Raw genomic sequence first — 18,411 nt, 5'->3', positions numbered from 1 at the left:
GGGACATGACGAAGCGCCGCTGGGAACGGGGACACAGCTACTGGGCTCTCGGGGCCCTGCTCGTCTTCGCCATCGGCATCCTGTTCGGGCTGGTCATGCAGAACATCTGGCTCGGGCTCGTCCTCGCCGCCGCCGTGTCGATCGGCTGGCTCATCGCCTACGAGTCGCGACGGGGCCGCAATCAGGGCATCTACGACCGCGACGATGACGGCGCGCAGCTCTAGTAGTAGACCGCGAGCCGCCCTCGCGGCCCGTCGATGACCTCGACCTCGGTGTCGAAGATCTCGGAGAGCACGTCGCCTCGGATGATCTCCTCGGGGCTGCCGAAAGCTGCGACGCGGCCGCTTTTCATCGCGCACACCCGGTCGGCGTAGTGGCCGGCGAAGTTGATGTCGTGGAGCACCACGACGATCGTGCGCCCGAGTTCGACGGCGGCGCGGTGGAGGTGCCGCATCATCTGCACAGCGTGCTGGATGTCGAGGTTGTTGAGCGGTTCGTCGAGGAGCACGTAGTCGGTGTCCTGGGCGAGGACCATCGCGACGTAAGCGCGCTGGCGCTGGCCGCCCGACAGCTCGTCGAGGTAACGCCCCTCGAGCCCATCGAGACCGAGGAAGTCGATCGACCGGTCGATGATCGCCTCGTCCTCGCGGGTGAGACGGCCGCGCGAGTGCGGGTAGCGCCCGAAGCCGATCAGTTGGCGCACCGTCAGCCGGGTGACGAAGTGGTTCTCCTGCCGGAGGATCGCGACGACCTTCGCCAGGTCACGCGACGGCGTCGCCGCGACGTCGTGCCCACCGACGGAAATGGTGCCCGAGTCGGCGGAGAGGAGTCGGCCGATCATCGTGAGCAGCGTCGACTTTCCGGCACCGTTGGGCCCGATCAGGGCCGTGATGCCGCCGGAGGGCAGGTCGAGGGTGACGGGCCCGATCGCGACGTCGGTCGTGTAGCGCTTCTCGACGGCGGTGAGCGAGATCACAGGCGCCCCTTTCGCAGGAGGTGGATGAGGAAGAACGAGCCGCCGACGATCTCGACGATGATGCCGACCGAGCCTGCCGCGTAGAACACGTGCTTGAGGACGACGTACGCCCCGCCGAGAACGACGAACCCGACGAGCGCGGCCAGAGCGAACATCCGCCGGTGGTCGAAGGTGTCGGCCAGTTGGTAGGTGATCATCGCGACGAGGAACCCGAAGAACGTCATCGGTCCGATGAGCGAGGTCGACACCGCCATCAGCACCGACACGAGCAGCAGCGCCTGGATCGACTCCCGCCGGTGCGGGGAGCCGAGACTCAGGGCGACGGGCCGCCCGAGCCCGAGGACGTTCAGTCGTCCGCCGCCTAGCCAGAGGGCCCCGGCCGCCGCGAGGGCGAGCGGTACGGCGACCGGCAGGTAGGTCGCGTCGGCGTTCGCGACACTGCCGATCAGCCGTGCGGTGAGCAGGTCGAACTCGGTGGGCGTCAGCATCCGCTGCAAGAAGGTGGAGAACGCGGCGAGCGCACCGCCCAGGATGATCCCCACCAGCAGCATGATCTGTACGTTGGCGTAGCGGCCGGAGAGGAGCCAGCCGTAGAGGGCCCCCGAGAAGATCAGCATCGCAACGATTTGCAGGAGATACGGTCCGACGCCCTGCACCATGAGGGCGCCGGCCATGCCGAAGAAGAAGATCGCCGAGGTGGAGATGGCCGTGTACAGCGACTCGAACCCCATGATCGACGGGGTGACGATGCGGTTTCCGGTCACGGTCTGGAACGCGATCGTCGCCGCACCCTGACACACCGCGACGACCAGGATCACGATGACGCTCGTGACCCGCAGCTCGGCGATGCGCCAGAATCCGTCGCTGCCGGCGGGGGCGGGGTTGTCCCAGACGAGGATGCCGACGGCGATGACGACTGCGGCGGCGAGCAACGCGCTCATGATCAGCGCATACCGGCGGGCACGGGCGACCGTGGGGAACGGGCCCGACAGGGCGGTGCGCTCACCCATGACGACGCTGCCGGAGGAGGAGGCCGATGAACACGACCGAGCCGACCATGGCGAGGATCAGCGACACGGGCACTTCGAAGGGCGCGTTGACGACGCGCGCCAGGATGTCGCACGTCGTGATGAGTGCGACGCCGCCGAGGGCCACCCAGGGCAGGTTGGAGCGCAGATCGTCGCCCCGGATGAGCGAGACGACGTTCGGGACGATGAGGCCGAGAAACGGAAGGTTCCCCACCACGACGGTCACGACGCCGGCGGCCAGGGCGATGAGGACCGTGCCCACGAGGACGACCCGCTCGTAGTTCACGCCGACGTTCGTGGCGACGTCCTGCCCGAGCCCGGCGATCGTGAACCGATCGGCCACGAGGAAGACCGCCACCACGACGACGAGCACGATCCACAGCGGCTCGTACTGCCCGCGCAGCACCGACGTGAACGACCCGGTGAACCAGATGGCGACGCTCTGGAGCATGTTGGTCGAGAGCGCGATGAACGTCGAGACCGCGCCCACCACGGCCCCGAGCATCATCCCGACGATCGGGACGATGATCGACGACGTCAGCATGACGCGGCGGAGGAAGAGGAAGAACAGCATGGTGCCCACGAAGGCCATACCGACGGCGCCCACCATGCGCACCATGAGCGGCGCATCGGGGAGGACGAGCATGACCAGGAGCAGCCCGAGCCCCGCCCACTCGGTGGTTCCGGTGGTCGTGGGCTCGACGAAGCGGTTCTGGGTCAGCAGCTGCATGACGAGGCCGCACATGGCGAGGGCGGCACCGGCCAGGACGAGGCCGACCGTGCGGGGGATGCGGGTGATCGCGAACATCTCGCCGCCGTCCGCGGCGCCGAACACGTCGTAGACGCCGATCGAGAGCGATAGGGCGATGAGCGCGCCGACGGCCGCGACTCCCAGGGCCAGCGGCCAGGTGAACAGGCGCCCGCGGGAGCGGCGGCTCCGCGCGGGCGCCCGGACGAGGTCGGTCATCAGCTCTCGAGTGCGTCCGCCAGGTCGTTGAAGAACGTCGTGTACGTCTCGATGCCCTCGTTGAGGTACGTGCCCTGCGGCGTGTAGACGATGTTCCCCTCGGTGACCGCGGTGACGTTTCGGAGTGCTTCGGAGTCCGCGATGAGGTCGTTCGCCGGCGTGTAGGCCTCGTCGGTGTTGACGCTGACGCCCGCGTCGCGGTCCATGACGAGGATCCAGTCGGGGTTCGACGCGGCGATCGCCTCGACCGAGATGTCATCGCCCTGGTGGTCGGTCGAGCCGTCGGACTCGAGCGCCGGTGTGAGGCCGAGGATGTCGTAGACGGGCCCGAGTGTGCGGCCCGTCGTGGGTGCGGCGTAGTTGATCTCGCCGCCCGAGGTGATGAGGCCCATGACGGTCTGCGAGTCGTCGTAGGCGGAGATCACGCGGTCGATGGATGCCTCGAACTCGGCGACGAGCGCGGCGGCCTCGTCCTGCTTGCCGAACACCTCGCCGAGGGTGGTCACCTGTCGCGTGAGTTCCTCGTCGAAGGGCTCGCCGTCACGCGGGTCGAGTTCGACGATCGTCGCGTCGGGGACGAGGGTCTCGAAGTCGGCGTAGTAGCTCGAGAACCGCTGGCCGTTGACGATCAGGTCGGGATCGGCTGCGACGACGGCCTCCAGGTCGGGCTCGTTGTGGTTGCCGAGGTTCGCGACACCGGCGCCGTCTTCTTTGTAGGACAGGCCGGCGGGGAAGATGTCGAGCGGCGCAGCCACGACGTCGATCCCCCAGGCGTCGAGCATCGAGATCGTGCGGTTGTCGGTGGCGACGACGCGCTCCGGCGGCGAGGGCACGGTCTGCTCGCCGTGGTTGTCCTCGACGGTGACGGTCGCAGGCGCCGAGCCCGCGGCGGGCTCGGCGGCCGGCGTGGTGCCGGCGCAGCCCGCGAGGGCGGCGACGGCGACGGCCGCCACCGAGGCGGCGACGAGGGGGCGGGGAGTGCGCATGTGAGTGCTCCTGTCATCGGAGGCGCGGGCGCGTATCAGCGCGCTGGCGCATCCGTTTGGAAGGGTGAGCCCGGCGATCGCCCGGCCCACTTAGGGTAGCCTTACCTATATGAGCACCGTCAAATCCGCCCCCTCCTTTCGGCTGGAGCGACAGCCGCTCGACCTCCGATTCCGCCGCGTCACCCTCACCCGCCGGGTGTGGGAGACCCCGGCGTACGTGCGCGTGCGCCTGGAGGGAGCCGACCTGACCGGGTTCACGTCGCTCGGAAGCGACGACCACATGCGGCTCTTCTTCCCCCCTGCGGCAACCGACGACGACGCAGCGTTGCGCGCCGCTCCGAGCCGCGAGTACACGCCGCTGGCATGGGATGCCGACGCGGGCTGGCTCGACGTCGAGTTCGCCGTCCACGGCGACACCGGCGTGGCGGCCCCCTGGGCGGCGACCGCGCCGATCGGCGCGCAGATCGCCGTCGGCGGTCCGCGCGGCTCCATGGTGATCTCCGGCCGGCCGGACGCCTGGTTCCTCGCCGGCGACGAGACCGCCGTTCCGGCGATCCGCCGGTTCGCCGCGCTGATGGACGATCACGCGGTCGGCCGCATCGTGATCGAAGTGACGGATGCCGCTCACGAGCTGCCCGTGACCGCGCCGCGCGGCGTGGACGTCAGCGTCGTCCACCGCGGCGCGGAGACTCCCGGCGTCGCCCTCGCCGCCCTACTCGATGCGCTCGGCGTGGACGAGCGTCCGGAAGGCGAGCTGTTCGGGTTCGTCGCCGCCGAGCAGGGCATCGTCAAGGCCGGACGGTCGCTGCTCCTCGAACGGTGGGGTGCGGCATCCGATCAGGTCGTCGTGAAGGGCTACTGGAAGCGCGGCGAGGCCGAGTACCACGCCCCCCACTGAGCCGGGACGGCGTCAGGGGCGGAAGGTCAGCCGATGCCGGATCCGCGGTGGGCCGCCGAATCGGCCCTGCCGTGTCGGACTGCCAGCCGCACGACCCAGTAGACCCCGAGCACGACCAGCGCGAAGAGCGCGATGACGGCGATGACGATCGCCAGGTGCCAGCCGAAGAGTCCGCTCATGCCGCCACACTGCCACAGCAGACGGTCGGGCGCACGCCTGTCGTTGACGCGACACGCCCGAGCGACTAGCGTGGCAGAGCTGTGCCGACCGGCACGGCAGAACCCGGAGGACGCCATGACCGCGCACACGCGTGATCTGCTCCAGCGGAACGAGGGCCAGCCCTCGTTCCGGTACGAGCCGTACCCTCCGGCGCGCGCCGTCTGACGCCATCACCGTCCGACGCCCCGCACCGAGAAGGTCCGGGGCGTTTTTTCGTGTGTTCCTCTCCACACGTGGATGCCTCGGCCACTCCACAAAGGAAAGGAATCATGGAGAAGCTCACGAACAGGCTGGTGTCCTGGGCGAGCCTCATCGATGAGAAGACCATCGAGCAGGCCCGCACCTCGTCACGCATGCCGTTCATCTACCCGCACTTGGCGCTCATGCCGGACGCGCACCTCGGCAAGGGGGCGACCGTCGGTTCGGTCATCCCCACCCTCGGTGCCATCATGCCGGCTGCCGTCGGAGTCGACATCGGCTGCGGGATGATCGCCGTCCGCACGCAGTTCACGCGGGCGCAGCTCGAGGGGCGCGACCTGACCGCGCTGCGCGAGCAGATCGAGCGCGCCGTGCCGCTGTCGGCGGGACGCGACAACCGCAAGATCGTCGCGACGGCCGAGCCGCGCGTCGCCGAGTTGGAGGAACTCGCCGCAGCGAACGGGTTCGACCCGGCATCCTATGCGGGCCACTGGCGCAACCAGGTGGGGTCGCTCGGGTCGGGAAACCACTTCATCGAGGTCTCCGTCGACGAGACCGACGCGGTGTGGATGTTCCTGCACTCGGGTTCTCGAGGGGTCGGCAACAAGATCGCCACGCATCACATCGGGGTCGCGCAGCGCCTCGCGACACAGTGGTGGATCGACCTGCCCGACCGCGACCTCGCCTACCTCGTCGAAGGCACGGCGGAGTTCGACACGTACATCCGTGAGCTCCGCTGGGCGCAGCACTTCGCTCTGCTCAACCGCGAGGAGATGATGGACCGCGTCTCCCGGCAGCTGTCGGAGGTGATGGGCGAGGACGTCGTCGAGCACGAGCGCATCAACTGCCACCACAACTTCACCGAGAGCGAGACGCACTTCGGAAAGCAGGTGTGGGTGTCGCGCAAGGGCGCGATCCAGGCGGATGCCGGGCGCCCCGGGCTCATCCCCGGGTCGATGGGCACAGCGTCGTACGTCGTCACCGGACGCGGCAACCCCGTCTCCCTCAACTCGTCGCCCCACGGCGCGGGGAGGGAATACTCGAGGTCGGCCGCACGGCGCACGTTCACGCACGACCAGCTCCGAGAGGCGATGACCGGTATCGAGTTCCGTGACACGGACGCCTTCATCGATGAGATCCCGCAGGCGTACAAGCCGATCGACCGGGTCATGGCCGACGCGGCCGACCTCGTCGAGATCCGACACACGCTCCGCCAGCTCGTCAACGTGAAGGGCGACTAGCCTCCGGCCGGTCGCTTCGGGCGGCGACCCTTACATCTCCTCGTGGGTGTCGGGGTCGCCGTCCCACAGGCGGCCGCGCTCGAGAGCACTGAGCGAGGCGACCTCGTCGTCGGTGAGCTCGAAGGAGAAGACGTCGGCGTTCTCGCGCTGCCGAGCCGGATCGGCGGACTTCGGGATCGGAGTGCTGCCCAGGTGGACGTGCCAGCGCAGCACCGCCTGCGTCGGAGTGACCCCGTGGGCCGCCGCGATGGCCTGGACCACGGGCTCGGTGAGCAGCTCGCTCCGCCGGGCGAGCGGGCTCCAGCTCTCGGTGCGGATTCCCTGCGCTGCATGGAACGCCCGGAGGTGCGCCTGCGGGAAGTACGGATGCAGCTCGACCTGGTTGACGGCCGGGACGACACCGGTTGCCTCGATGATGCGGGCGAGCATCGGCTCGGTGAAGTTCGAGACGCCGACCGAGCCGACGAGGCCGTCTCGCTGCAGCTCGACCATCGCACGGAAGGTGTCGACGTACTTGTCGACGCTCGGGTTCGGCCAGTGGATGAGGTACAGGTCGATGCGCTCGAGGCCCAGCCGTTCGAGCGACCCCCGCGCGCTCGCGAGCGTCTCGTCGTAGCCGTGGTCGCGCCCCGGAACCTTCGTCGTGACGAGGAGCTCATCACGGATGCCGCTCCGGCGGACCGCCTCGCCCACCGCCGCCTCGTTCTCGTAGTTGACGGCGGAATCAAGCAGCCGGTAGCCGCTCTCGACCGCCGAGACCATCGCGTCGACGCCTTCGTCGCCGCGGAGGTTGTACGTGCCGAGACCGAGCTGCGGAAAGGCGGTGCCGTCGTTCAGGGAGACCGGAGGGATCGAGATCATGCCTTCACGCTACGCCTCGGAGGCGCTCCCCCGCCCGTGGCAACAGGTCGTCCGGGGTGTCGAGATCGGCGCGCAGACCTGAGGTGGCCCGCACCGGCGGAGGCCGGCACCCGAAGACGACGTGCCGTGCGACGGAGTCCGGACCCCGAGGCGCGACTTCGCATCGGCGAACGGTTTGACGGGGATCATCACCGCCCAGCCGTGGCCGCTCACCCGACGGCATCAACCTCTGGGTCCCGGTGGTCGACGAACGCGCCATCCGGATGCGGCTGGCCGCCTCGGGCATCGCGGCCTCAGCCGGCACCCCTACCGCACCCCCACCGACGAGGTCGCCACCCGGCACATCCGAGTCACGGCTGGGGCCCTCACCGCGAACGTGCGCCTGGTCGCCGAGGCGTTGGCCGAGGCGGCAGAGGCGCCGCCGGTGCGCTGAGTGCAGAGGCCAGCCGGAGACGATCGTTTCCGGCGCTCGATACTGACGATCACGGGCAATGCGCCGCAAACGCGCACCAAAGCACGTAACAAGATCTCTTCCCGCAGGGCCGCTGAGTATCGTCGTCGCATGCGCCCACCGTTCATGAATACCCCGGAGCAGCTCGAATCTCTCCATGGGCAGCAGTACCTCGTGCTTCGCCCAACTTCAGGGGTAGCGGATCGCTACGCGACGGAGCAGAACGACGCTCTGGCTCTGGCTGGACTTCCACACCCGCACACGGGGCACGTGACGCTTCGAGGTTTCTACGAGCCAACACGTCGTGGCGAGCTCACGGCGCTGGTCCGCAGTTGGGCTGCCGAGCAACAGCCGATCGAGATCATCGGCGAGGCCGTCGACTCATTCCCTGAGCCGTGGCAGATCCTCATCCTTCGACTTGCTCGCGCGCGCTCTCTTGTCGCCGCCTACGCGACCCTGACCGACGTGCTGGATCAGACCGATTTCCACCGCCTCGGTGAGCTGCCCCTCGACGACTGGACCTTTCACATGTCCGTCGTCTACGGCAAGACACTGTCGAGTGAGGACTGGAAGACGATCGAGTCCGCACGAGTTCAGGAGTTCGAGCATCCAGTTCGCGAGACCGTCAACGAGATAGAGCTCGTCTCGTACGCAAACGGCGAGGAGCACAGCGAGGTCATCCAACTCGGCATCTGAGGTGCGGCTCGCCGACGTACCGATCGCTTGCGTGCGCCCCAACACCACCTGCCGAAAACGATCGTTTACGGCGCAGTCGGCGCCGACGTCGACCACGGCGCGACGCGCCGACAGGCAACGTGTGGAGTTGATCGCTTGGTGGCGGTGTTCTGTGATCGTGTTGTGGCGTCAGTTGCCGATGACGAGGATGCTGGCCGCGGCTTCGATGACGTCGTCGGTGATGGTTTCGAGTCCGTTGATCTTTAGCACTCGGGCAATCTGAGGGAAGAGTCGTTCGAGGAGGCGGAAGTTGCCGCGGGTGATGCGTTCGACAGCGGCTATCGCTTGCGCGTCGGTGAAGTCTTCGGGGTCGAGTTGTTGTCCTAGGCGTTTCCAGTGCCGGTCGAGGACGAAGAGGAGTTCTTCTCTGCCGAGAGCACGGTAGTGGTGAGAGAAGCCGAGTCGGCTGTAGAGCTGTGGGTAGTGGCGGAACCGTTGGTCGATTCCGGGCATGCCGATGAGGATCATGGAGAGGTGTTCGCGGTCGTGTCGGTCGCGGAGCATCTCGAGCGCGGTCGGGGTAAGTCTTTCGGCTTCGTCGATGATGAGCAGATCGACGAGGTGAGACATTCCGATCGCTTTGGTCGTCGGCTCGGTCTCTCGTGAGCGGAGGTGTTCGTCGGCGCAGATCTCGACCTTTGCCTGCCAGCGGCCGATGTCGTGCATGAGGTCCTTGGGTCGGCAGAGGACCTCGGGTGTGTAGAAGACGGTGCGGGATCGGTTGGCGAGGGCGTAGTACTTGGCGTCGTGCTCGCCGCGAGGCCCCCACGTGTTGATGTAGGGCTCCAGCGCATCCCAGCTCGCGTATCGGCGGGCGGAGTTTGTCTTACCCACTCCTGCGTCGCCGTGGCAGATGCCGATGGTTCTCTCTTTGCGGACGGCGTTCGCGAACTCGGTGAAGCGCCGGTGCTCCTTGGTGACGATGAAGGCCTGGTTCATTACTCGTCCTCTACATAGGTGCGGAGCCGGCGACGATGCGGAGGGGGCGCAACGTCGCGAGGCTCCGCACGGGTGACGGCGGTGGGGATGCGGTCATTGATGGTGTGCCGGAGTTCTCGGCGGCGGGCTCGGCGGGCGGTTTCGATGTCGCGGAGGCTGAGTCGGAGATTGGGGTGGGCTTCATCGATGGCGACGCAGACAAAGGCGACCACGTCTGATACGTCACAACGACAGGTGTCTCAGCCTCCAACGCCCCAAATTGCTGGCGTCCGGCGTCCGGCGCCCGTGCCGGCGTTGTCGGCAGCTCTTGAGACCCACGGCAGCTCAGGAACTGGCCGCTATCGCAACGCGAGAGCGACGGCGCAATGAGTGGATGCCCTGCTTCATCAAAACTGTCGATGCGCTTCAACTGCGTATAGCGTCGAGACATGAACAACAGCAGCACCGGAAGATCGCGTGTCACCAGCGCAGACGTTGCGGCGCTCGCAGGCGTGTCACAGAGCACCGTCTCATACGTGATGACGGGGAGGCGTACCATTTCGGACGACACTCGAGAGCGCGTGTTCGCAGCCATGAAGGAATTGGGTTTTCAGCCCAACGCCGGCGCGCGCGCGCTGGCCGGACGCCGCAGCAACGTAATCGGCCTGTTGATTCGGCTAGACACGACTACCGACATGGAAGGGACTCTGCCGTTCATCGACACGATCACGCGCGTGGCCCGAGAGTTCGACTACGACGTGGTGCTGGTCACCGGCGAGAATGGGGCGGCAGAGATGGAACGTCTCGCCGGCCGCTCGGTGGTTGACGCGATGATACTCATGGACATCCGAGACGTGGATCCACGCCTCGATGCCGCATCGGACCTCGGCGTACCGGTGGTTCTCATCGGCGTCCCTCGCGGGACCCCACAATTCGATGCCTTCGACTTCGACGTGACAGCCGCCGCAGAGCTGGCCGTTGAGGAGCTGGTACGAGATGGTGCCGACCACATCACCCTTGTCGGAGAACCCCCAGCTGTCTCATCTGAGGGATACGGATTCATTCGCGGATTCGAAGAGTCCGCGAAGCGCGCGGCGGACTCTGCCCGCCTACCCCTGCACATCATCCGGCCTCCGGCTGCGGGAGTAGCCGGGTTTCACGCAGTCGCCGACCAACTGCTTTCCGAGCCCGGCAGAGCAGGGATCATCGCGCGCGCTCCGCAGGTGGTGAGCTGGACGCTTCATCACCTGAGTTCCCTGGGAGTGACGCCCGGACCCGACGTCGGGTTGGTCGGTCTATGCACGGACGAGGCCGCGACTGCGTTCACCGAGGCAGTGACCAATGTCTCCCCGGAGCCGCGAGCCGTGTCACGAGCAGCAGTCGAACGATTGGTGCAGCGCCTGGCGGGTATTGAGCCTGCGCGCACACCTCGGGCCACTCTCCTTCCTCCGCGGCTGACCAGACGCGCCACCACGCGCGGTCACGAATAGGCAACGAACGCTCGCTAGGCGACGAAGCGATGTGTTACTGTCGATGCGCATCGATTCGATGCGCATCGACAGTCGAAGTTGACTCTGGAGGACCCGAAATGACTCAACGGCGAGCAGCATGGACCGCTATCCCACTTGCCCTCTTCACCATTGGAGCACTCGCTCTGTCCGGTTGCAGCGGTAGTAACGCCGCCGCACCAGGCGACGACGCCGACAGCATCCTGCTGGAGCGTCCCGCCGGCTCCACCAACGACAAGAAGGTCTACGACGACGTTCTCACCGTCTGCGAGGAGACCACCGGCGTCACCATCGAAACGCAGGACGTCCCCTACGACGGATACCTTGCGAAGGTGCTCCAGCAGGTGTCCTCCAAGACGATGCCCGATGTTCTGATGCTGGACAACGGAGACCTCCCGCAGATCGCCTCATCCGGCGCTCTCGCCCCGCTGTCAGACTTCGACATCGCCGTCGACGGATACGCCGACGGCGTCATCGAGGCATCCAGTTACGATGGCGATCTCTATGCCGTGCAGCCGGTCGCGAACACCATCGCCTTGTTCGTGAACACGGACATGCTCGCTGCAGCAGGTATCGACGTCCCGACCACTTGGGACGAGCTGAAGACCGCGGCCGCGGCGCTTAGCGGGGATGGCAAGTACGGCATGGCGTTCTCCGCCACCGCCACCGAGGAGGGGACGTTCCAGTTCCTGCCGTTCTTCTGGTCCAACGGAGGCGAGGAGACGGACATCGCCACCGAGGCCGGAGCGGAAGCGCTGCAGCTGTGGGTAGACCTCGTCGACAGCGGTTCGGCCTCTGAGTCGGTGCTCACCTGGACGCAGGCTGACGTCAACGATCAGTTCGTCGCCGGCAACACCGCGATGATGGTCAACGGCCCCTGGCAGTTCCCGTCGCTCGACGAAGCCGGCGTCCCCTACGAGGTCGTCTCTATCCCTGCCCCGCAAGATGGCGACGAGATCATCTCTCCTCTGGGTGGAGAAGTCTGGACGATTCCGCAGACCGGCAACGAGGCCAAGATGACCGCAGCAGCCTCGGTTGTCGAGTGCCTCGGCAGCGACGAGAGCCAGATGGCGCTCGCCTCTGGTCGCGACCTCGTCCCCACTAACACTGAGCTCGTGGATCAGTTCATCGCGGAGAACCCGAAGATGGCTGGTTTCGCCGAGCAGGTCCCCGGCCTTCGCGCGCGCACCGCCCAGCTTGGCGCGGACTACACCGCCGCCAGCGAAGGCATCTACACCGCCATCCAGACGGCCCTGACGGGTGGCGCAGACCCTTTGACCGCGCTGCAACAGTCTGCACCGAACAAGTGACGTACCTGCGGGCAGGGGCCATACGGCCCCTGCCCGCAGTATGCAGGGAGACCCCGTGACCTCAACAACCGCGTCCTCGACGCGCCCGCGCCGCAGACGAATGACACTACGCGCCGAACGATGGCTTCAGTTGGCCTTCGTCGTCCCAGCAGCCCTTTATCTCGTCTTTTTCTTCGGTTACCCCATCGTGCAGAACGGCGTGATGAGCTTCCAGGAGTTCACCACTCGCACATTCTTCACCGGTGAAGCGCCGTGGGTGGGAGGGCACAACTACGTCGAGGTGATCTCTTCCCCCGGCTTCGGCCGAGTCATGCTGAACACTGCGATCTTCACTGTCGTCTCCATCGTCGCTCAGTTCATCATCGGCCTCGCACTCGCCGTCTTCTTCCGACGACGCTTTCCGCTCAGCGGTGTCGTGCGCTCGCTCCTCCTGCTTCCCTGGCTCATACCTCTCATCGTGTCGAGCGCTATCTGGCGATGGATGCTCGATAAGGACTCAGGGGTCATTAACCAGGTGCTGTCCGGTCTCACGGGATCAGATGTGTCCATTGGATGGCTGACGGACGTGAACATCGCCCTGCCCGCGGTCATCCTCGTGAACGTCTGGCTGGGCATCCCGTTCAACATGACGATCCTCTACTCGGGTCTGCAGGACATCCCCGAGGAGCTGTATGAGGCAGCGGCGCTCGATGGCGCGACCGGATGGCGAGCCTTTTGGGCCATCACCTGGCCCATGCTGCGCCCCGTCACGGGAGTAGTCGTGCTCCTCGGCGTCGTCTACACGTTGAAGGCCCTCGACATCATCCTCGGTCTCACAGGCGGCGGCCCCGCCGGGTCGACAGAGACGCTCGCCACCGAGGCCTACCGTTTGTCGTTCGGCCAGTTCGACTTCGGGGCGGGTGCCGCTGTCGGCAACATCCTCATCGTCATCTCTCTCATCTTCGCGGTCCTGTATCTGCGAGCAAACAGGAAGGCGGTGGACGAATGAGCTCCGCTGGACTCATCGGTGCCAGCCGCGGTTGGCGCCGCCCCGTCGACGCAGTCGTCGGCGTCCTCATCCTCGCGGTGCTGCTCTTCCCCGTCTACTGGATGGTGAACGTCTCGCTACAGCCCGGAGGCCGCGCAGTCGGCACCCCGTGGTTTCCGCTCAACCCAGACATCGGCGGCTACGTTCAGGCACTCGAAGAACAAGGCGCGAACCTGATCACCAGCATCATCGTGTCGTTGGGCAGCGTCGTCTTCTCTCTCGCCGTCGCCGCGCCCGCGGCCTACGCACTCGCCAAGTTCCGCTCACGCTGGCTGACAGGCCTGCTGTTCGCGATCCTCGTCAGCCAGATGGTGCCGGGCATCGTCGTCGCCAATGCTCTGTACTCGATGTACAACCAACTCGGACTGCTGAACTCCGTCGTCGGGCTCATCATCGCCGACTCGAGCGCCGGCATCCCCTTCGGAATCCTCGTGATGCGCGCGTTCATGATGAACATCCCGCAATCCATCGTCGAAGCAGCGCGCGTCGACGGCGCGGGAATCATCCGCACGTTCTGGTCCATCGTGCTGCCGGTGAGCCGCAACGCGCTCATCACCGCAGCGATGTTCACCTTCCTCTTCACCTGGGGCGATTTCCTCTTCGCCCTCACACTCACCACGACCGCGGATGTTCGTCCCGTCACGCTCGGGCTGTACTCGTACCTCGGGTCGTACGTCAACGATTGGAGCGCTGTCATGGCGACCGCCGTGCTCGCTTCCATCCCCGCTATCGCAATGCTCGTCGCCGCCCAGAAATTCATCGCTGCCGGCGCCACAGGAGGTGCCGTCAAATGACGCTCATGGCCGACCGTAGAGTCGCAACCCGCCAGTTCACCCTCGGAGCAGGCAGTTTCACTCTCGACGAGAACACAGGAGCTCCCGTCCAGTTCATCGATGCAGAGTCGCCAGACCGACGGTTCCTTCTCGAGTTGACCTCTTCGTGGCACTCGGACGAGCACCAGTGGGGCTCCGGATTCGTCATCACCGACAAGGGCGCCGTCCGATGGAACGCCCCGTCAGACCTGGAATGGACAGCAACCTCCAACCGCGCAATCCACGCCGCGTCCCAAGACCTGCGCATCGTCGTCGAACGCGACTGGGAGAACGAGCAACTGCGCGAGCGCTACACATTCCGAAACATCTCTGAAAGCCCGATGTCTCTCCGCTCCGTGGGGATCCAGACCCCGTTCAATGATGTCTACGAAGGCGCGAGCGACGCACTGGCCCAAGCGGTTCACGCCCACGTGTGGACAGGCGGATCCTGGGCCTGGGTTCTCGCCCAACCTATGAGCGGTCAAGGCCGCACTCTCGGGCTGATCGTGCGACAAGGGGCACTATCCGCGTACTCGGTCGAATCGCGGAACCCCAATACGCTGTCCAACGCACGCGGTCACATCGTTCTGCACCCAACCGACGCCGGGCGGAACCCTTCAGCGTTCGGTGGACAGACACCGATTCTTCTCGCAGCGGGCGAAGCCTGGACGGTCGAATGGACGGTCGGCTGGTACGACCATACCGAGGCGTTCGTCGAGGACACTGCCCCGCCCGCACGTCTCGACGATGTCGCCGTCCCGTGGACCCAGCCGCTCTTGATCAAGACCTCGCAACCCGTCGTCTTCGAATCGGGCGAGGTTGCCCTGACACGCGACGGTGCCGTCCTTCGTGCGACGACGCCCGGCCTGCACACAGTGAGAATCGGTGACTCAGCCACAGAGCTGCTCTTCCATACTCCGGTCTCCGAAGTCGTCAGCGACCGAGTGCGCTACATCCTCACGCATCAGACCGCTATCGAGCGGTCTGGCACGCTGTCCCACGCGTTCGTGCCTGTGAACACGGACACGTTCCTCACACAGCTCACCAACGGGTGGAGTGACTGGACCGATGGCTCCGAACGCATCGGCATGGCGATCCTCATCCAGCAGGCCCGTCTGCGCGGCCTCGTCGGAGACGATGCGGACGCTGCGTTGGACGGGTGGGCCGCATTCGCTCGACAGCATCTTCTCGATTCCACCGCGGCCCCGCGGCGAGGTTCTCAGGACCACCACACCGGTCCTCGCCTCTACGACGCACCATGGCTGGCGCTGTTCTTCGCGATGCGCGCTGAGCACCTTCGGGCCCAAGGGGCGAACGACAGGGCCGCCTCAGAACTCGACCTCGCAGCACGCATCCTCGAACGCGCCTATGAACTCGGCGCCGAGCGATTCCTCGCCATTCTGCAGAGCGACGCCGTCGAGCGCGTCGCGAACGATCTGGAGCAGACAGGAGACTCACGCCGCGCAGCCGCATTGCGCAACCTTCTGGTGGCAAGCGCCCGTAGTTTCGTCACCGCGGGCCGGGATCTGCCTGCCCACGAAGTCCACTACGAGCAATCCATCGTCGCCCCGCTGACCAGTCTCCTCGCCAGCGCTTATCGCCTGACAGGTGATGAGGTCTTCCTCCCGGCCCTCGAGGAGCGCATCGATTGGATGATGGCGTTCGGCGGCCCGCAGCCTCACGCGAGGCTTCGAGACGTCAGCATCCGTCACTGGGATGGATACTGGTTCGGACAGCGCCGACAGTGGGGCGACATCTTCCCTCACTACTGGAGCACACTCACCGCCGTCGCCCTTCTTCGACTGCCGGAGCACATGGTGACACCCGACCGCAGACGTCAAGCAGACAACATCCTGGCAGCGAACATGGCGAACTTCGGCCGGGACGGGTGGGCGACGTGCGCCTTCATCTTCCCGTCCACGGTCGACTCCGAGCCTGCTCACACGGCCGATCCTCTGGCCAACGACCAGGACTGGCACCTGGTGATGTGGCTCATGCTCGACGAGTGGGACCTCGCGCCCCTCCGCTGAACACCACCGACTCGAGAGGAAACCGTGTACTACGGCGCTGACTACTACCCGGAGCAATGGCCCGAGGAGGTGTGGGAAGAGGACGTCGCACTCATGCGAGAAGCGGGCGTCAACCTCGTCAACGTCGGCATATTCGCGTGGTCACGCATCCAGTCGGCCGAAGGCCACTACGACTGGGGGTGGCTCGACCGCATCCTCGATCTGCTTCATCGCAACGGCATCGGCGCTGGCCTTGCGACGGCAACCGCGTCGCCGCCACCCTGGGCTACAGCTGCGTACCCGGAGATGCTCCCCCACGATGCCGACGGCACCGTATTCTCACCCGGTGCGCGCCAGCACTTCTCCCCGACGTCTCCGGAATACCGGCGATTGGCCTCCGAGCTCGTCGAGGCCATCGCGACGCGCTACGCCACCCATCCCGCCGTCAAGCTCTGGCACGTCGACAACGAGTTGGGGTGCCACCTGCATTACGACTACTCGGATCACGCTGCGCGCGCGTTCCGAGCGTGGTTGCAAGAGCGCTTCGGCACCATCGACGCACTGAACCGGGCATGGGGGACGACGTTCTGGTCCCAGATCTACACGGACTTCGAGCAAATACTCCCGCCGCGCAAGGCCACGTACGGCGTGAACCCTGCGCACTTGCTCGATTTCAAGCGTTTCACCTCGGATGCTCTGCTCGGGCTGTTCACGATGCAGCGTGACATCATCCGCAGCGCTGGGGCTATGCAGCCCGTGACCACGAACTTCATGGGCGCCTTCCCGCCGGCCGATTATTGGAAGTGGGCAAAAGAGATGGATGTCATCGCTGATGACAACTATCCCGACCCGAATGTCCCGGAGTCGTTTCGGGATTCGGCTTTCGCTCGCGATCTGATGCGCTCGCTCAAGCCCGGAGTGCCCTGGATTCTGATGGAACAGAGCACGAACGCCGTCAACTGGCGTCCGACCAACGCGCCGAAGAAGCCCGGCCAGATGGCGGCATTGTCGATGCAGGCAGTGGCGCACGGCGCCGATGGCATCATGTTCTTCCAATGGCGTCAGTCGCAGCGAGGCGTCGAGAAGTTCCATTCGGCGATGGTTCCGCAGGTGGGAACAGACTCGCAGGTGTGGCGCGATGTCGTGGCGCTCGGCGCCCAGCTTCAAGCCCTTCCAGAGATGGCGCCCGACAGCCATGCACGGATCGCGCTCGTCTTCGACTGGGAGTCGTGGTGGGCTCTCGGTTCCGGCCATCACCCTGTCAGCATTCGATATGACGAGGTTGTGCAGCGGTGGTACAACGCTCTGCATCGCCTGCACTACTCCATCGACTTCGTCCACCCGCACAGCGATCTCGGCGCATACAAACTGGTCATCGCGCCGACCGTGTATCTGCTCGACGATGTCGGCGCGAAAAATCTCGCCACTTTCGCCCACAGTGGCGGGACTCTTCTCGTCTCCGCGTTCTCGGACGTCGTCGACGAGGACGACGCGTTCATCGACGGCGGGTTCCTGACTCGCCTCAACAGCACACTCGGCGTCCGCCTGGAAGAGTTCGGCGCCCTAGTGCCGCCACCCGCGGCAGTCTCGTCGAAGTCTGCCGGAGAGCCCGCCTCTGCGACCGGCTCAGAAGCCGTCGGCGAGCGTGAAGCCCCGTTCGACGGTCCCAGCGGAGGCGGCAAAGGCCAGTACATCGCCGAAACCATCCATCCCACCACAGCATCGGTGATCGGACGATTCACAGCGGGGCGCAACAAAGGTAGACCCGCTCTGACAGCCAACAAAGTCGGCCAGGGCAATGCCCTATACATCGCTACAATCCCAAATGATGCCGGCATGACCGGACTGGTGCGCCATGTCGCGAGCCTCGCCGACGTTCATCCCGAGATCGCGAACGGGTCACCTTGGCTGGAGGTAGCGCGTCGAGGAAACATGCTGACTGTGCTCAACCATGGGGACGTCCCGCACTCGTTTACTCTTGCTGGCCGCAACTACACTCTGGATCCGTTCGCGTGGGAACAGGTGGAGGACGCAACGCTAGGTCCATTGCACGCGGCGCCTGTTCACGACTGACATGAGTAAATTTACTCACGGGGACCGCCTCTGCCCTAGCTTTAGCCGATCGGTCCACGATCACCGTCAACTCACCTTCCATGCTCTCGATCCGGATACCCGGCACGTGCGCCAGAGCTTTGAATTGGCCGCTCGCAGGTCGGCAAGCAAGATTGGCGCCGAACACCACTGAGCGTATCGATGCCATTGATCGG

Annotated in this window: 18 protein-coding genes; 11 read left to right on the top strand and 7 right to left on the bottom strand. The window is 65.9% G+C overall.

Annotated features, from left to right (window positions below; genetic code table 11):
* Positions 1–5 precede the first annotated feature (5 nt).
* Complete coding sequence (locus ACJJV7_RS13545) at positions 6–224, top strand: hypothetical protein (RefSeq protein ID WP_405373917.1); 219 nt, start codon at positions 6–8, stop codon at positions 222–224.
* On the opposite strand, the gene ACJJV7_RS13540 is transcribed toward ACJJV7_RS13545, so the two are convergent.
* The 4 genes from ACJJV7_RS13540 to ACJJV7_RS13525 are packed head-to-tail and all read right to left on the bottom strand — an operon-like array spanning position 221 to position 3,957.
* Entirely contained in the window at positions 221–976 is a 756-nt protein-coding gene (locus ACJJV7_RS13540) for an ABC transporter ATP-binding protein (protein ID WP_405373919.1), read from the bottom strand. The two genes, ACJJV7_RS13545 and ACJJV7_RS13540, sit on opposite strands and share 4 nt — an antisense overlap.
* Positions 973–1,986, bottom strand: coding sequence for an iron chelate uptake ABC transporter family permease subunit (locus ACJJV7_RS13535; RefSeq protein WP_405373920.1), 1,014 nt, complete (start codon positions 1,984–1,986; stop codon positions 973–975). The genes ACJJV7_RS13540 and ACJJV7_RS13535 overlap by 4 nt, the downstream gene beginning before the upstream one ends.
* A complete protein-coding gene (locus ACJJV7_RS13530; protein WP_405373922.1) occupies positions 1,979–2,971 on the bottom strand; it encodes an ABC transporter permease in 993 nt (330 codons plus the stop codon). The genes ACJJV7_RS13535 and ACJJV7_RS13530 overlap by 8 nt, the downstream gene beginning before the upstream one ends.
* Entirely contained in the window at positions 2,971–3,957 is a 987-nt protein-coding gene (locus tag ACJJV7_RS13525) for a siderophore ABC transporter substrate-binding protein (RefSeq protein WP_405467868.1), read from the bottom strand. The genes ACJJV7_RS13530 and ACJJV7_RS13525 overlap by 1 nt, the downstream gene beginning before the upstream one ends.
* Positions 3,958–4,066: 109 nt before the next feature.
* Between ACJJV7_RS13525 and ACJJV7_RS13520 the strand changes: the two genes are divergently transcribed.
* The gene (locus ACJJV7_RS13520) at positions 4,067–4,855 is read left to right on the top strand and encodes a siderophore-interacting protein (RefSeq protein WP_405373926.1); all 789 of its coding nucleotides are present in this window, start codon (positions 4,067–4,069) and stop codon (positions 4,853–4,855) included.
* 26 nt (positions 4,856–4,881) lie between these two features.
* Here ACJJV7_RS13520 and ACJJV7_RS13515 read toward each other — a convergent pair whose 3' ends face one another.
* Positions 4,882–5,034, bottom strand: coding sequence for a hypothetical protein (locus ACJJV7_RS13515; protein WP_405373928.1), 153 nt, complete (start codon positions 5,032–5,034; stop codon positions 4,882–4,884).
* 309 nt (positions 5,035–5,343) lie between these two features.
* On the opposite strand from ACJJV7_RS13515, the gene ACJJV7_RS13510 reads away from it, so the two are divergent.
* Positions 5,344–6,513, top strand: coding sequence for an RtcB family protein (locus tag ACJJV7_RS13510; protein WP_405373930.1), 1,170 nt, complete (start codon positions 5,344–5,346; stop codon positions 6,511–6,513).
* Between the two features lie 30 nt (positions 6,514–6,543).
* Here ACJJV7_RS13510 and ACJJV7_RS13505 read toward each other — a convergent pair whose 3' ends face one another.
* The gene (locus ACJJV7_RS13505) at positions 6,544–7,374 is read right to left on the bottom strand and encodes an aldo/keto reductase (protein ID WP_405373932.1); all 831 of its coding nucleotides are present in this window, start codon (positions 7,372–7,374) and stop codon (positions 6,544–6,546) included.
* Between the two features lie 175 nt (positions 7,375–7,549).
* Here ACJJV7_RS13505 and ACJJV7_RS13500 point away from each other — a divergent pair, with 175 nt between their 5' ends.
* Together ACJJV7_RS13500 and ACJJV7_RS13495 are read left to right on the top strand one after the other, a co-directional pair.
* Positions 7,550–7,807 carry a hypothetical protein gene (locus ACJJV7_RS13500; RefSeq protein WP_405373934.1) on the top strand — a complete coding sequence of 86 codons (258 nt, stop codon included), beginning with the start codon at positions 7,550–7,552 and terminating at the stop codon, positions 7,805–7,807.
* 288 nt (positions 7,808–8,095) lie between these two features.
* Positions 8,096–8,521 carry a 2'-5' RNA ligase family protein gene (locus ACJJV7_RS13495; protein WP_405467866.1) on the top strand — a complete coding sequence of 142 codons (426 nt, stop codon included), beginning with the start codon at positions 8,096–8,098 and terminating at the stop codon, positions 8,519–8,521.
* 168 nt (positions 8,522–8,689) lie between these two features.
* Here the strand turns inward: ACJJV7_RS13495 and ACJJV7_RS13490 are convergent, their stop codons facing one another.
* Positions 8,690–9,499, bottom strand: a complete 810-nt coding sequence (locus ACJJV7_RS13490) for an AAA family ATPase (protein ID WP_405373938.1) — start codon at positions 9,497–9,499, stop codon at positions 8,690–8,692.
* Between the two features lie 428 nt (positions 9,500–9,927).
* On the opposite strand from ACJJV7_RS13490, the gene ACJJV7_RS13485 reads away from it, so the two are divergent.
* The 6 genes from ACJJV7_RS13485 (at position 9,928) to ACJJV7_RS13460 (ending at position 18,217) form a co-directional block, all read left to right on the top strand.
* The gene (locus ACJJV7_RS13485) at positions 9,928–10,968 is read left to right on the top strand and encodes a LacI family DNA-binding transcriptional regulator (protein ID WP_405373941.1); all 1,041 of its coding nucleotides are present in this window, start codon (positions 9,928–9,930) and stop codon (positions 10,966–10,968) included.
* 98 nt (positions 10,969–11,066) lie between these two features.
* Positions 11,067–12,296: an extracellular solute-binding protein gene (locus tag ACJJV7_RS13480; protein ID WP_405373943.1), complete on the top strand. Its 1,230-nt coding sequence runs from the start codon at positions 11,067–11,069 to the stop codon at positions 12,294–12,296.
* On the top strand, positions 12,280–13,284 hold the full coding sequence (locus ACJJV7_RS13475; RefSeq protein WP_405374919.1) for a carbohydrate ABC transporter permease: 1,005 nt from the start codon (positions 12,280–12,282) through the stop codon (positions 13,282–13,284). Before ACJJV7_RS13480 ends, ACJJV7_RS13475 begins: the two co-directional genes overlap by 17 nt.
* Positions 13,281–14,117 (top strand): carbohydrate ABC transporter permease, encoded by an 837-nt coding sequence (locus ACJJV7_RS13470; RefSeq protein WP_405373945.1) that lies wholly within the window; start codon positions 13,281–13,283, stop codon positions 14,115–14,117. The genes ACJJV7_RS13475 and ACJJV7_RS13470 overlap by 4 nt, the downstream gene beginning before the upstream one ends.
* Positions 14,118–14,122: 5 nt before the next feature.
* The gene (locus ACJJV7_RS13465) at positions 14,123–16,165 is read left to right on the top strand and encodes a hypothetical protein (RefSeq protein WP_405373947.1); all 2,043 of its coding nucleotides are present in this window, start codon (positions 14,123–14,125) and stop codon (positions 16,163–16,165) included.
* Between the two features lie 24 nt (positions 16,166–16,189).
* Positions 16,190–18,217: a beta-galactosidase gene (locus ACJJV7_RS13460; RefSeq protein WP_405373949.1), complete on the top strand. Its 2,028-nt coding sequence runs from the start codon at positions 16,190–16,192 to the stop codon at positions 18,215–18,217.
* Positions 18,218–18,411 lie beyond the last annotated feature (194 nt).

The organism is Microbacterium sp. Ld4 (genome assembly GCF_045066555.1).
Lineage (GTDB): Bacteria > Actinomycetota > Actinomycetes > Actinomycetales > Microbacteriaceae > Microbacterium.
The sequence above is the reverse complement of the archived record's forward strand: the minus strand, read 5'-3'. Positions and strand labels throughout refer to the sequence as shown.